Source organism: Streptomyces sp. NPDC104096, from assembly GCF_055584385.1.
Window position 1 is genome coordinate 58,819 of the sequence record NZ_JBVJMD010000022.1, and the last position, 13,290, is coordinate 72,108.

Annotated in this window: 12 protein-coding genes; 10 read left to right on the top strand and 2 right to left on the bottom strand. The window is 72.2% G+C overall.

What is annotated here, in order from left to right; translation table 11 throughout:
- Complete coding sequence (locus ACZ60B_RS22700) at positions 1-1,014, bottom strand: serine hydrolase (RefSeq protein ID WP_469389672.1); 1,014 nt, start codon at positions 1,012-1,014, stop codon at positions 1-3.
- Between the two features lie 150 nt (positions 1,015-1,164).
- Here ACZ60B_RS22700 and ACZ60B_RS22705 point away from each other — a divergent pair, with 150 nt between their 5' ends.
- The gene (locus tag ACZ60B_RS22705; RefSeq protein WP_469389674.1) at positions 1,165-1,896 is read left to right on the top strand and encodes an SseB family protein; all 732 of its coding nucleotides are present in this window, start codon (positions 1,165-1,167) and stop codon (positions 1,894-1,896) included.
- A 68-nt stretch (positions 1,897-1,964) separates the two neighbouring features.
- Here ACZ60B_RS22705 and ACZ60B_RS22710 read toward each other — a convergent pair whose 3' ends face one another.
- Complete coding sequence (locus tag ACZ60B_RS22710; protein ID WP_469389676.1) at positions 1,965-2,342, bottom strand: DUF1844 domain-containing protein; 378 nt, start codon at positions 2,340-2,342, stop codon at positions 1,965-1,967.
- Between the two features lie 361 nt (positions 2,343-2,703).
- Here ACZ60B_RS22710 and infC point away from each other — a divergent pair, with 361 nt between their 5' ends.
- From infC to ACZ60B_RS22755, 9 genes are all read left to right on the top strand, one after another.
- Positions 2,704-3,420, top strand: a complete 717-nt coding sequence (infC, locus tag ACZ60B_RS22715) for a translation initiation factor IF-3 (protein ID WP_450665947.1) — start codon at positions 2,704-2,706, stop codon at positions 3,418-3,420.
- A 110-nt stretch (positions 3,421-3,530) separates the two neighbouring features.
- Positions 3,531-3,725 carry a 50S ribosomal protein L35 gene (rpmI, locus tag ACZ60B_RS22720; RefSeq protein WP_055528302.1) on the top strand — a complete coding sequence of 65 codons (195 nt, stop codon included), beginning with the start codon at positions 3,531-3,533 and terminating at the stop codon, positions 3,723-3,725.
- Positions 3,726-3,823: 98 nt separating this feature from the next.
- Positions 3,824-4,207, top strand: a complete 384-nt coding sequence (gene rplT / locus ACZ60B_RS22725) for a 50S ribosomal protein L20 (RefSeq protein WP_162469411.1) — start codon at positions 3,824-3,826, stop codon at positions 4,205-4,207.
- A gap of 147 nt (positions 4,208-4,354) precedes the next feature.
- Positions 4,355-5,215, top strand: a complete 861-nt coding sequence (locus ACZ60B_RS22730; protein WP_469389679.1) for a TrmH family RNA methyltransferase — start codon at positions 4,355-4,357, stop codon at positions 5,213-5,215.
- Between the two features lie 91 nt (positions 5,216-5,306).
- Complete coding sequence (locus ACZ60B_RS22735) at positions 5,307-6,443, top strand: sensor histidine kinase (protein ID WP_469389681.1); 1,137 nt, start codon at positions 5,307-5,309, stop codon at positions 6,441-6,443.
- Between the two features lie 132 nt (positions 6,444-6,575).
- Entirely contained in the window at positions 6,576-7,697 is a 1,122-nt protein-coding gene (gene pheS, locus ACZ60B_RS22740; protein ID WP_469389682.1) for a phenylalanine--tRNA ligase subunit alpha, read from the top strand.
- Positions 7,697-10,213 (top strand): phenylalanine--tRNA ligase subunit beta, encoded by a 2,517-nt coding sequence (gene pheT / locus ACZ60B_RS22745; RefSeq protein ID WP_469389685.1) that lies wholly within the window; start codon positions 7,697-7,699, stop codon positions 10,211-10,213. Before pheS ends, pheT begins: the two co-directional genes overlap by 1 nt.
- A gap of 291 nt (positions 10,214-10,504) precedes the next feature.
- On the top strand, positions 10,505-11,596 hold the full coding sequence (locus tag ACZ60B_RS22750; protein WP_469389687.1) for a PP2C family protein-serine/threonine phosphatase: 1,092 nt from the start codon (positions 10,505-10,507) through the stop codon (positions 11,594-11,596).
- Between the two features lie 260 nt (positions 11,597-11,856).
- Positions 11,857-13,194: a transcriptional regulator gene (locus ACZ60B_RS22755; protein ID WP_450665953.1), complete on the top strand. Its 1,338-nt coding sequence runs from the start codon at positions 11,857-11,859 to the stop codon at positions 13,192-13,194.
- Positions 13,195-13,290: the final 96 nt, after the last annotated feature.

The following is a 13,290-nucleotide window of genomic DNA, read 5'->3' on the forward strand; positions in this document are numbered from 1 at the left end:
TCAGCCGGCTGCGGACGACGCCGCCGCCGTCGAGGCGGACGCCGAGGACGACCCGACGTCGCTTCCGGTGAAGCCCGAGACCGCCGCCCGTGCCGCCGCCTCGACCAGCGAGATGCCCCCGGCCTGCGTCGCGTTGCCGTCGGACAGCACGGCCACCAGGTAGTCGTGGCCGTCGGCCGTCACCCGCCCGATGCTGTTGATGTCCCACAGCCCGGTGGTGCTGCGCGCCAGCCAGCCGTTCTTCAGCGCCCACGCGGAACCGGTGGCGGCGGCCGAGACGCCCCAGTGCTGGTCGGCGGCGATCTGCCGCATCAGCCCCTGGACATACGTCTGTGAGGCCGCGCTCAGCTTCGCGTCGTCCCCGAAGACCTGCCGGAGCAGCGTCAACTGGTCCGCGGCCGTCGTCCGGGTCAGTCCCCACAGCATGCCGTCGCCGCCCGCGGTGTCCGTGAGCCCGAACCGCTTGTTCGCGGCGTCGAGGCCCTCCGCCTCGCCGATGATCCTCCACAGCGCCGACGCGGAGGCGTTGTCGCTGTTCTCGATCATCGCGGTGGCGTACGTCTTCTCCGCGGCGGTGAGGTGCCGGCCGGCGTCCTGCGCCTGGAGCAGCAGCGTCGCCAGGATGTCGACCTTGACGATGCTCGCCGTGTCGAAGGCGGCGTCCCCGTACGCGGCGCTCTCGCCGGACTCCAGGTCCAGGACCGCCGCCGACACCCGCGCGCGCTGCGGCACGGTCACCGTCGCCAGCGCGTCGGCCAGCAGCTGTCCGCGGTCCACCGAGGGCTCCGTCACGGGTTCCACCGTTGCCTCTCCGTCGGCCGACGGCGAGGAGGTGGCCGACGGCGACGGCGACGACGATACGGCGCTCGTCCCCGAGTGCGCCTGGGCCTTGACGTACACCGTGCCCAGGGCCGTGCCGCCGACGATCACGACCGAGGCGAGGGCGGTGTGGAGCAGGGGGCGGCGGCGCGAGGGGCGGGCGCGGCGGCCTTGGCGGGCTCTGGAGGACTCCATGCCCGAGATGCTGGACGCGGCGACTGTGCGGGCCGTTAGACCGAAGTTAGAGCTTCGTCAGGGAAATCTGAGAAACCTGTGAGTTCGGTGTCCGCCCGGTTTCAGGGGCCGCACAAGCGCGGCAGCATCCCACCTATAGGGTCGGTGACCGTGGCGAACAAGAACATTCCCGACCCCGGCTTCTCCGACGACGACGGCTCCGCCGATCCCCGGCTCAGCGCCGCGCTGGCCGCCTGGGACACGGACCGCACCGCCGTGGGCCCCGTCCTGGAGGCGCTCAGGGGCGCCCGGCTGCTCGTCCCCGTCGTCGCCGTGCTCGGCGAGGTCGAGGAGGACGAGAACGGGCTGCGCCGCGAGAAGACCAGCGACATGGCCGTGCCGACGCTGAAGGCGGGCTCGCGCACCGCCCTGCCGGCCTTCACGTCCACCGAGTCGCTGGCCCGCTGGGACCCCCAGGCCCGTCCCGTGGCCGTACCCCTGCACCAGGCCCTGAAGGCCGCGGCGCACGAGAAGGCCGACACCGTCGTGCTGGATCTGGCGGGACCGGTGCCCTACGAGCTGACGGGGGCGGCGCTGCGGGCGCTCGCCGAGGGCCGTACGACGACCGAGCCGCTCGCCGATCCGGCCGTCGTCGAGGCGGTGCGCGCCGCGGTGGCCGCCGAGCCCGCCGTGCTGCGTGCCCACCTCGGCCCCGGGCAGGCCGACGGCACCCTCGCCCTGGTCCTGGACCCGGACGCCGCCCCGGCCGAGGCCGCCCGCGCGCTCGCCGGACGGCTGGCCGCCGACGAGACGCTGAGGGCCCGCCTGGTGCGCGGTCTCGACCTGGCGGTGCTGCCGGCCGGGACGACGCCACCGGGCGAGCCCCTGTACGTACGCGACTGAGACCACCGGGCCCCGGCCGCGCACCGGCCGGACGGACCGGCCGTGGATTCGCTTGTGGGGTCCGGGGACTAGCCGTAGACCGGTCCGGTGTACTTCTCGCCGGGGCCCTGGCCGGGCTCGTCCGGGGCGATCGACGCCTCGCGGAAGGCGAGCTGGAGCGACTTCAGACCGTCGCGCAGCGGTGCCGCGTGGAACGAGCTGATCTCGGTGGTGCTCGCGTCCAGCAGACCGGCGAGGGCGTGCACCAGCTTGCGGGCCTCGTCCAGGTCCTTGTACTTGTCGCCCTCGTCGGTCAGGCCGAGCTTCACGGCGGCGGCGCTCATCAGGTTGACGGCGACCGTCACGATCACCTCGACCGCGGGGACCTCGGCGATGTCGCGGGTCATGGCGTCGAAGTCGTTCGTGCCGGGGGTCTCGGGGGTGTCCGAGGGGGAGGTCTCACTCATGCCCCACACGATAGGTCCCGGACGGGAACGGGCCCCACTTGGCCTCAATTAGCCGTTCCGGACCGATGCTGCTAACCTTGTGTAACGACCGGTCGGAGACGTATGCCCACGGCAGACGGATCCGACCTACAAGTGGAGGCTTCGAACTCCCACCTGACCGCCCTCCGGGGCGGCGGGTCACCGGTCAGGCGGCGCCGTTCCTTCGTGACGGCGGTCCGCCCGATAGTGCGCCCCGCGTTCACCGCGGCGGTGTTCCGGTAGTTCGAGGAGCCCCGCCTGTGATCGTTCGGGGCATTTTTTGTGTCTCGGTGCGGTTAGGTCTAACGAACAAAGACGTTACGCGGCTGTCCGCCAGACCGCCGTGTGGTGCTACCGAGGAGGATCCATCAGCACCGAGCCCCGCATCAACGACCGGATTCGCGTTCCCGAAGTGCGACTTGTCGGTCCCAGCGGCGAGCAGGTCGGGATTGTTCCGCTTGCCAAGGCGCTGGAGCTTGCGCAGGAGTACGACCTCGACCTGGTTGAGGTGGCGGCGAGCGCGCGTCCGCCGGTCTGCAAGCTCATGGACTACGGGAAGTTCAAGTACGAGTCGGCCATGAAGGCCCGTGAGGCGCGCAAGAACCAGGCGCACACGGTCATCAAGGAAATGAAGCTCCGGCCGAAGATCGACCCGCACGACTATGACACCAAAAAGGGTCACGTCGTCCGGTTCCTCAAGCAGGGCGACAAGGTCAAGATCACGATCATGTTCCGTGGTCGCGAGCAGTCCCGCCCCGAGCTGGGCTACCGACTGCTGCAGCGCCTCGCGGAAGACGTCCAGGACCTCGGTTTCGTCGAGTCGAACCCGAAGCAGGACGGCCGAAACATGATCATGGTTCTCGGTCCGCACAAGAAGAAGACCGAGGCGATGGCCGAGGCCCGGCAGGCGCAGGAAGCCCGCAAGGCGGAAGCGAAGGCCAACCCCGGCCGCTCGCAGAACCCCGCGGACGCCGACGCCGACTCCGAGGCCGACGCCAAGGTCGACACCGAGGCCGCGGCCGAGGTCGAGGCGCCCGCCGAGGAGCACGCCGAGGCGTGACCCCCGGGACGCGAGTCCCAGGGATGTAACCGATACAAGAGACGACGCTCCACCGTGCCCGGTTTGACGACCGGGCACAGGAGCGCCACCGACGAGGAGATAACGGCGCTATGCCGAAGAACAAGTCGCACAGCGGTGCCAGCAAGCGCTTCAAGATCACCGGCTCCGGCAAGGTGCTCCGTGAGCGCGCCGGCAAGCGCCACCTGCTCGAGCACAAGTCGTCCCGCGTGACGCGCCGCCTCACCGGCACCGCCGAGATGGCTCCCGGCGACACCGCGAAGATCAAGAAGCTTCTCGGCAAGTGACGTACGGGCGCCGCTGAGCGCCGTACGTCTGGACCGGGACCCCATCGATTCCGGGCCGTGTGAAGACAACCACGGCCCCGCTACAAGGAGTTAAACAAGTGGCACGCGTCAAGCGGGCAGTCAACGCCCACAAGAAGCGCCGGGCGATCCTCGAGGCGGCCTCCGGCTACCGCGGTCAGCGTTCGCGCCTGTACCGCAAGGCCAAGGAGCAGGTCACCCACTCGCTGGTCTACAACTACAACGACCGCAAGAAGCGCAAGGGTGACTTCCGCCAGCTCTGGATCCAGCGCATCAACGCTGCGGCCCGCCAGAACGGCATGACGTACAACCGCCTCATCCAGGGTCTGAAGGCCGCGAACGTCGAGGTCGACCGCAAGATCCTGGCCGAGCTGGCCGTCAACGACGCCGGTGCGTTCGCCGCGCTCGTCGAGGTTGCCCAGAAGGCTCTGCCGGCGGACGTGAACGCGCCGAAGGCTGCGTGACGCCGCTCCGGCCCGAGCCGGATGTGACGTGATCGGACCCGCAGGCTGAACCAGCCTGCGGGTCCGACTCTGTCTGCACGCCGTCCCGGACCCGCCCGGCTCCCGGCGGAGCGAACAAGAACCCCTGGACTTCCGAAGGTGAACCCCATGCCTCCCGTCGCCCCCGAGCTGATCTCCCCCCGTTCCCCCCGCGTCTCGGCCGCGCGGCGGCTCGCCCGGCGGAACTTCCGGGGCAAGGAGCGGCTGTTCCTCGCGGAGGGGCCGCAGGCCGTGCGCGAGGCCGCCGGTCACCGCGGCGACGCGGGGTCCACGCTCGTCGAGCTGTTCGCCACCGTCGAGGCCGCCGAGCGCTACGCCGACATCGTCGGGCAGGCCCGCGCCGCCGGCGCCCGGGTCCACCTCGCCGACGAGCAGGTCATCGAGGACATCTCGACCACCGTCACCCCGCAGGGACTCGTCGGGGTCTGCCGGTTCCTCGACACCCCCTTCGAGGAGATCCTCGCCGCCCGCCCCAGGCTCGTCGCCGTCCTCGCCAACGTCCGCGACCCCGGCAACGCCGGCACCGTGCTGCGCTGCGCGGACGCCGCCGGAGCCGAGGCGGTCGTGCTGACCGACGCCTCCGTCGACCTGTACAACCCCAAGGCCGTGCGCGCCTCCGTCGGCTCCCTCTTCCACCTCCCGGTCGCCGTCGGCGTACCCGTCGAGCGGGCCGTGGCCGGACTCAAGGACGCGGGCGTACGCATTCTCGCCGCCGACGGAGCGGGCAGCGACGACCTCGACGACGAACTCGACCAGGGCACCATGGGCGGCCCCACCGCCTGGGTGTTCGGCAACGAGGCCTGGGGGCTCCCGGAGGAGACCCGCGCGCTGGCCGACGCCGTCGTGCGCGTCCCGATCCACGGAAGGGCCGAGAGCCTGAACCTCGCCACCGCGGCCGCCGTATGTCTCTATGCGTCGGCCCGTGCACAGCGCGCCTCCGGAGGGTGCCGCTCCGTCACCGAGAGCTAGTAGGGTGACCGGTCCGGGGTCCATCCCCCGAGCTCTCGGCTGCGCGCCGGCACGGGGGACCCCCATGCCGTCAGAGAGGTGGGGAACCGGGATGAGTGTCGGCACGAGCGGCGCACCGGAAGCGAGCGCGGCGGGTCGGGTGCCCGCCTCCCGCTGCGGTGATCCCGCCGAGTCCGGCATCGACCCCGACGAGCTGCCCGACGGTCTCGTGATCGCCGACGAGCACGGCCACATCGTGTGCTTCAACGCCGCCGCCGCCCGCATCACCGCCACCCCCGCCGCCGACGCCCTGGGACAGCGGCTGGAGAAGGCGCTGCCGCTGGAGGATCTGGAGGGGCGGCGCTGGTGGCAGCTCACCGACCCCTACGGCGGACTGGCCATCCGGGTCCGCCAGCCCGAGCGCAACCTGCTGCTGCCCGGCGGCCGGGAGGTGCTGGTGTCCGCACGCTACGTCCGCACCCGCCCCACCGGCCCGCTCCACCGCCTCGTCGTCACCCTTCGTGACACCGAGGCGCGCCGCCGTACCGAACGCAGTCACGCCGAACTGATCGCGACCGTCGCCCACGAACTGCGCTCGCCGCTGACCTCCGTCAAGGGATTCACCGCCACCCTGCTGGCCAAGTGGGAACGGTTCACCGACGACCAGAAGCGGCTGATGCTGGAGACCGTCGACGCCGACGCCGACCGCGTCACCCGGCTCATCGCCGAACTGCTGGACATCTCGCGCATCGACTCCGGACGGCTGGAGCTGCGCCGTCAGCCCGTCGACATGGGCGCGGCCGTGGGCCGGCACATCCAGGCGTACGTCGCCGCGGGCCAGCCCGCCGACCGCTTCCTGCTGCGGATCGAGCAGCCGCTGCCCGCGCTGTGGGCCGACCCCGACAAGGTCGACCAGGTGCTGAGCAACCTGCTGGAAAATGCGGTGCGCCACGGCGAGGGAACCGTCACGATTGACGTCACGCCCTCGGCGTCCCCCCGCGAAGGGGAGGACACCGGCACGTCCGTCACAGTGAGTGACGAGGGCCCCGGCATTCCGGAGGAGTCCATGAACCGCGTCTTCACCCGCTTCTGGCGGGGCAGCAAGCGCGGCGGCACCGGCCTGGGGCTGTACATCGTCAAGGGCATCGTCGAGGCCCACGGCGGCCTCATCACGGTCGGCCGCGCGCCCGGCGGCGGCGCGGAGTTCCGATTTACGTTGCCCGTGAGCGTGCCGGCCTACCTGGTCTGAGCAGCCCGCGGGCGCATCCGTCTGTCCTCACCCCGTTAGACTCGGCCTTTGGCACCTTTGTGTCCCGGGGCGGCTCTTCGAGCGAGTCGGTGACGGGGACCTTCAGCCAGCCAACCGGAAGCACGGGAAGAGATGTCGGCACCGAATAAGTCGTACGACCCTGTAGAGGTCGAGGCGTTGAAACCGGAAGAGATCGAGCGCATGCGGGACGAGGCGCTCGCCGCCTTCGCCGCCGCGGACTCGCTCGACGCGCTGCAGGAGGCCAAGGTCGCCCACACCGGCGGCACCTCGCCCCTGGCCCTGGCCAACCGCGAGATCGGCGCCCTGCCCCCGCACGCCAAGGCGGCCGCGGGCAAGCTGGTCGGCCAGGCCCGCGGCGCCGTGAACAAGGCCCTCGCCACCCGCCAGACCGAGCTCGAGGCCGAGCGCGACGCCCGGGTGCTGGTGGAGGAGGCGGTGGACGTCACGCTGCCCCACGACCGGGTACCGGCCGGCGCCCGGCATCCGCTGACCACGCTCTCTGAGCGCATCGAGGACGTCTTCGTGGCCATGGGCTACGAGGTCGCCGAGGGCCCGCAGGCCGAGGCCGAGTGGTTCAACTTCGACGCCCTCAACATCGGCCCGGACCACCCCGCCCGCGGCGAGGCCGACACGTTCTTCGTGCAGGGCCCCGACGGCGGCACCGAGTCCGGTGTCGTGCTGCGCACCCACACCTCGCCCGTGCAGATCCGCTCCCTGCTGGGGCGCGAGCTGCCGGTCTACGTGATCTGCCCCGGCCGGGTGTACCGCACCGACGAGCTGGACGCGACCCACACCCCGGTCTTCCATCAGGTCGAGCTGCTCGCCGTGGACGAGGGCCTGACCATGGCCGACCTCAAGGGCACCCTGGACCACATGGTCCAGTCGCTGTTCGGCGAGGGCATGAAGACCCGGCTGCGGCCGAACTTCTTCCCGTTCACCGAGCCGTCCGCCGAGATGGACATGGTGTGCTACGTCTGCCGCGGCGAGTCCGTCGGCAACCCCGACCGCCCCTGCCGCACCTGCTCCTCCGAGGGCTGGATCGAGCTCGGCGGCTGCGGCATGGTCAACCCCAAGGTGCTGACCGCGTGCGGCGTCGACCCGGAGAAGTACAGCGGCTTCGCCTTCGGGTTCGGCATCGAACGGATGCTGATGTTCCGCCACAACGTCGAAGACATGCGAGACATGGTCGAGGGTGACGTCCGGTTCACCCGGCCGTTCGGGATGGAGATCTGATGCGGGTCCCGCTTTCTTGGCTGCGGGAGTACGTCGACCTGCCGGCGACCGAAACCGGCCGTGACGTCCAGGAGAAGCTGGTCTCGGCCGGCCTGGAGGTCGAGACCGTCGAGCAGCTCGGCGCCGACCTCAAGGGTCCGCTGGTGGTGGGCCAGGTGCTGACGATCGAGGAGCTGGAGGGCTTCAAGAAGCCGATCCGCTTCTGCACGGTCGACGTCGGCACCGCCAACGGCACCGGCGAGCCCCAGGAGATCGTCTGCGGCGCCCGCAACTTCGCCGTCGGCGACAAGGTCGTCGTGGTCCTGCCCGGCGCCGTCCTGCCCGGCAACTTCGCGATCGCCGCCCGCAAGACGTACGGCAAGACCTCCCACGGCATGATCTGCTCCGGCGACGAGCTGGGCATGGGCGACGACGGCAGCCACGGCATCATCGTGCTGCCGCCGGAGACCGAGGTCGGCAAGGACGCCATCGAGCTGCTGGAACTGGTCGACGAGGTCCTCGACATCGCCGTCACCGCCAACCGCGGCGACTGCCTGTCGATCCGCGGCGTCGCCCGCGAGACCGCCATCGCCTACGGTCTGCCGCTGCGCGACCCGGCGCTGCTCGACGTCCCGGGCCCCAACGCCTTCGGCTACCCGGTCCAGGTCTCCGACCCGGCCGGCTGCGACCGCTTCACGGCCCGCACCGTCACCGGACTCGACCCGGAGGCCCGCTCCCCGATCTGGCTGCGGCGCCGGCTCCAGAAGGTCGGCATGCGCCCGATCTCGCTCGCCGTCGACGTCACCAACTACGTGATGATGGAGCTCGGCCAGCCCCTGCACGCCTACGACCGCAACCTGGTCCAGGGCACCATCGGCGTACGCCGGGCCGAGGAGGGCGAGAAGATCGTCACCCTCGACGGTGTCACGCGCACCCTGCACGCCGAGGACCTGGTGATCACCGACGAGCGCGGCCCGATCGGCCTCGCGGGCGTCATGGGCGGCGCCGACACCGAGATCGCGGATCACGCGGACGTCGAGAACGCCAGCACCGAGGTCGTCATCGAGGCCGCGCACTTCGACGCGGTGTCGATCGCCCGCACCGCCCGCCGGCACAAGATGTCCTCGGAGGCGTCCAGGCGCTTCGAGCGCGGTGTCGACCCGCAGGCCGCCGCGGCCGCCGCCCAGCGCACGGTGGACCTGCTGGTGCTGCTCGCCGGCGGTACGGCCGAGGCGGGCGTCACCGAGGTCGTCGCGGCGTCCGCGCCGCACACCATCGCCCTGCCGGCCGGCCACCCGGACAAGGTCGCGGGCGTGGACTACGGCCGCGAGACCGTCGTACGCCGGCTCCAGGAGATCGGCTGCGACGTCTACGGCCCGGACGAGCTCCTCGTCACCGTGCCGTCGTGGCGGCCCGACCTCACCGAGCCGAACGACCTGGCCGAAGAGGTCATCCGGCTGGAGGGCTACGAGAACCTGCCCTCCACGCTGCCCAAGCTCCCCTCGGGCCGCGGCCTGACCCACCGGCAGCGGCTGCACCGCCGGGTCGGCCGGGCGCTGGCCGGGGCGGGCTACATCGAGGCGCCGAACTACCCGTTCATCAGCGAGCAGGTCTTCGACCAGCTCGGCCTCGACGCCGCCGACCCGGCCCGCCGGGTCGTGAAGCTGACCAACCCGCTCAACGACGAGGAGCCCGCGCTGCGCACGTCGCTGCTGCCGGGCCTGCTCGGCGCGCTGCGCCGCAACGACGGCCGGGGCTCGCACGACCTGGCGCTCTTCGAGACCGGGCTGGTCTTCCACCCGCGCGAGGAGCAGCGGGTCGCCGTCTCCCCGCCGGTGGACCGGCGTCCCACCGAGGAGGAGATCGCCACGCTCGACGCGGCGCTGCCCGAGCAGCCGCGCCACGCCGCCGTCGTCCTCGCGGGCGCCCGCGAGCAGGCCGGCTGGTGGGGCAAGGGCCGCCCGGCCGACTGGGCCGACGCGATCGAGGCCGCCCGGACCGTCGCCCGTGAGGCCGGCGCCGAGCTGATCGTGCGCGGCGGCAAGTACGGGCCGTGGCACCCGGGCCGCTGCGCCGAGCTGGCCGTCGTCACCGCCGACGGCACGGAGCGGATCGTCGGCCACGCCGGTGAGCTGCACCCGCGCGTCGTCAAGGCCTTCGGTCTGCCGGCCCGCACCAGCGCGGCCGAGCTGAACCTGGACGCGCTGGAGGAGGTCGGCGACGACACCCCGCAGGCGCCGACCATCTCCACGTTCCCGGTCGCCACCCAGGATGTCGCCCTGGTCGTCGACAAGTCGGTCCCGCACGCGGACGTCGAGGCCGCGCTGCGTGACGGCGCGGGCGAACTGCTGGAAGCCATCCGGCTGTTCGACGTCTACGAGAACGACGAGCAGCTCGGCGCGGGCCACAAGTCCCTCGCGTACGCGCTGCGCTTCCGCGCCGCGGACCGGACGCTGACGGTCGACGAGGCGTCGGCCGCGCGGGACGCTGCGGTGGCGCTGGCCGCTGAGCGTACGGGGGCGGCGTTGCGGAGCTAGCGCTCCGGCGGGGAGCTGTGTGACGTCGTCCGCCGACTGCGGGTAGTCGGTGGCCGGTCGCGCAGTTCCCCGCGCCCCTTTTCGGCTGCGGGTCGGTTGTCGGCTGCGAGTTGTGGGGGGCTGGTCGCGCAGTTCCCCGCGCCCCTTTGGGGCGCTTTTTTGCTATCTCACTCGATCGGGTGAGATCTGTCGGGGTTCTGGGTCGGGCGGAGGTGCGGTCGACAGAATCTAACCGGCCATTCGGGGCCGGTTCGGTCTGCGCTGTCAGGGCCTGGATGGGGGGCCATCGACATGTTCCGCATCAGGCTGCCACTGCGTAGCACCCTCTCACTGGGGTTGCCCACGATGTGGGGCGCCGTAGCGATCACATACAAGCTGGCCTGTCCGCTCGCCCAGCAGGACGGGCTGGGCGCACGCGTCGTCAGCAGCGCGGTCTTCTGCGTGGTCGGCGCGGGCCTGGTCCTCCACGTGCGCGGGACCCTGTTGCGCGAGCTCAGACAGGCCCGCCGGATCGCGGGCGCCGCGCAGAGCGTGCTGCTGCGGCCACTGCCCCCGCGACTCGACGGCCTCGGTGTCGCCGCCGCCCAGCTCTCCGCGGACCGAGGCGCCTCGGTCGGCGGCGACCTCTACGAGGCGCTCGCCACCGAGCACGGCGTCCGTCTGGTGATGGGCGACGTCCGCGGGCACGGGATCGGGGCGCTCGGCACCGTCGCCGCCGTCCTCGGCAGCTTCCGCGAAGCCGTGCACGACGAGGCCGAACTCGGCGGCGTACTGCGCCGTCTGGACCGCGCGCTCGCCCGGCACCTGCGCGCGCAGGCCCGTGCCGAGCACCCCTCGGCCGGAGCGCCGCCGGACACCCCGGTCGCCGAGGAGTTCGTCACCGTACTGCTGCTGGAGATCGGCCGTGGTGGCGAGGTACGGGCCCTGAACTGCGGCCACCCGTGGCCGTATCTGGTGGGCGACGGCCGGGTCGAACCCCTGGCCGGTACGGATCCCCTGCCGCCGCTCGGACCGTTCCCCCTGCCGGACGACCTGCCCGCGCAGTGCCTGGGAGATCTGCTGCCGGGCGAGTCGCTCGTGCTGCACACGGACGGGGCACAGGACGCACGCGACGGCCGCGGCCGGTTCTTCCGCCTGCCCGACGCGATCGCCGAGGCGGTCCGCGACCATCCGGCCGCCCCGCAGACGGTCCTGCGCACGGTCCTCACCGCGCTGCGCCGGCATGTCGGCCACCGCCCGACCGACGACGTGGCCCTGCTCGTCCTGCGCAACGAACGGCTGCGCGGACCCACTCGCGCGCAGCGGCGGGGCAGCGACGCGTACGGCTCGGCGGCGCGGGCGGGGCCCGCGCCCACCGACCCTCGGCCGACGAACCACCTGTAGGCCCGAGGCGCCGTGTTCCGCCGCCGTCCGCCCCGCCACGGAGTGTCGGGCAGGCAGCCGGGCGGACGGCGGGGAAGCGGGCCGCCGTACTTTTCGAGGGGGAGCCGACGGCCCGGTCGGCCTCTTGCGAGGTATCTCAGTCAACCGGGCCGGAACTCTCCGCAACAGCGCACGCACAGCGCGGTTTCGCGCACTCCGTTCACACCCCGTGTGAAGCGGTACCCACTACTCTGTCGGCACGGATCCACCGGGGGACACCCATGCAGCCCAACACTCTGCTCGACGCGATCCTGGACGAGGCGGGGATCTCCCATGCCGGACTGGCCGCCCATGTCAACCAGGCGGGGCGGGGACGCGGGCTGGCGCTGCGATACGAACACACCGCCGTGGCCCGGTGGTTGAAGGGCCAGCGGCCGCGCGGCCAGGTGCCCGACCTGATCTGCGAGGTGCTGGCAGGCCGGCTGCACCGCCCGGTCACCCTCGACGACATCGGGCTCGGCGTCCCGGGTGAGCCGTCGGCCCCGCACGGCACCCTCTCCGGCTTCGTGGAGCGGGCCACCGCGCTGTGGCGCTCCGACGAACAGCAGCGCCCGCACGTCCTGGGCGCTCCCGCCGTGACCGGTACGCCCGCCGTGATGCCGGTGTGGGAGTGGGAGAACCCGCCCGAGGACGTCGACGTCTCGCGCGGCGGCCGGCACCGGGTCACCTCGGCCGACATCGAGATGCTGCGCGCCGCCCGTACCCACTACGAGCAGATGTACCGCAAGGCCGGCGGCGTCGCGACCCGCAGCCGGATCGTGGGCTTCCTCAACGCCGAGGCGGCCCCGCTGCTGCGCGGCAGCTACACCGACGCCACCGGCCGCCAACTCCACCGCGCCACCGGCGGGTTGGTGGCGGTCGCCGGGATCTGCGCGTACGACTCCGACGCGCACGGCCTGGCCCAGCGCTACTTCCACCAGGCTCTGCGGCTGGCAAAGGCCAGCGGTGACCGGGGACTTGGCGCCTATGTGATCGCGCTGCTGGTCAACCAGTCGCTGTTCATGCGGGAGTACCGCCAGGCCGTCGCCTTCGCCGAGGCCGCGCTGCGCACCGCAGGACGGCACATCACCCCCGCGCTCGCCTCGGATCTGTACGCGATGCAGGCCAAGGCGTACGCCCACCTGGGCGACGGCACGAGCGCCCTGTCCTGCATCCGGCGGGCCGAGGCGGCCGCCGAGCGCATCCGGCGCGGACACGAGCCCGACGAGACCGGCTATGTCCAGCCGGGCCTCGTCAACGTCCAGGTGGCGGAGGCGCTGCTCTGCCTCGGTGAACTGGCCGCCGCCCGGGAGCACGCGGCGGCCGCCGTGGACAATCCCGCGCACGACCGGGGCCGGGTGCACCGGCTCGCGATGCTCAGCACGATCGAACTGCGCCGGGGCAACGCCGACGAGGCGGTGGCCACCGCGGTGCGGATGGCCGAGCAGGCCCGGGGAATGGAGTCCCAGCGCGTGCGCGACAGGCTGCGCGAGGTGCGCGAACACCTGGTGCGCAGCGGTGTGACCGGTACCGCCGAGGCCGCCGAGCTCATCGACGGGGCACTGCGCGTACCGCTGTAGGCCCCCGCATTTCCGCAGGTAAGACCCGGCCGGGGCCCGCGCCCGCGTCCATGGGGGCGCAGGGAGGCGCTCGTTGTGCGCCTGCTCTCAGACTTC

Bases quoted from the DNA above. Each gene is read 5' to 3' on its own strand.
- ACZ60B_RS22735 (WP_469389681.1), top strand. From the start codon at position 5,307: ATGAGTGTCGGCACGAGCGGCGCACCGGAAGCGAGCGCGGCGGGTCGG.
- ACZ60B_RS22755 (WP_450665953.1), top strand. From the start codon at position 11,857: ATGCAGCCCAACACTCTGCTCGACGCGATCCTGGACGAGGCGGGGATC.
- ACZ60B_RS22730 (WP_469389679.1), top strand. From the start codon at position 4,355: ATGCCTCCCGTCGCCCCCGAGCTGATCTCCCCCCGTTCCCCCCGCGTC.
- ACZ60B_RS22750 (WP_469389687.1), top strand. From the start codon at position 10,505: ATGTTCCGCATCAGGCTGCCACTGCGTAGCACCCTCTCACTGGGGTTG.
- pheS (WP_469389682.1), top strand. From the start codon at position 6,576: ATGTCGGCACCGAATAAGTCGTACGACCCTGTAGAGGTCGAGGCGTTG.
- rpmI (WP_055528302.1), top strand. From the start codon at position 3,531: ATGCCGAAGAACAAGTCGCACAGCGGTGCCAGCAAGCGCTTCAAGATC.
- pheT (WP_469389685.1), top strand. From the start codon at position 7,697: ATGCGGGTCCCGCTTTCTTGGCTGCGGGAGTACGTCGACCTGCCGGCG.
- ACZ60B_RS22700 (WP_469389672.1), bottom strand. From the start codon at position 1,014: ATGGAGTCCTCCAGAGCCCGCCAAGGCCGCCGCGCCCGCCCCTCGCGC.
- ACZ60B_RS22710 (WP_469389676.1), bottom strand. From the start codon at position 2,342: ATGAGTGAGACCTCCCCCTCGGACACCCCCGAGACCCCCGGCACGAAC.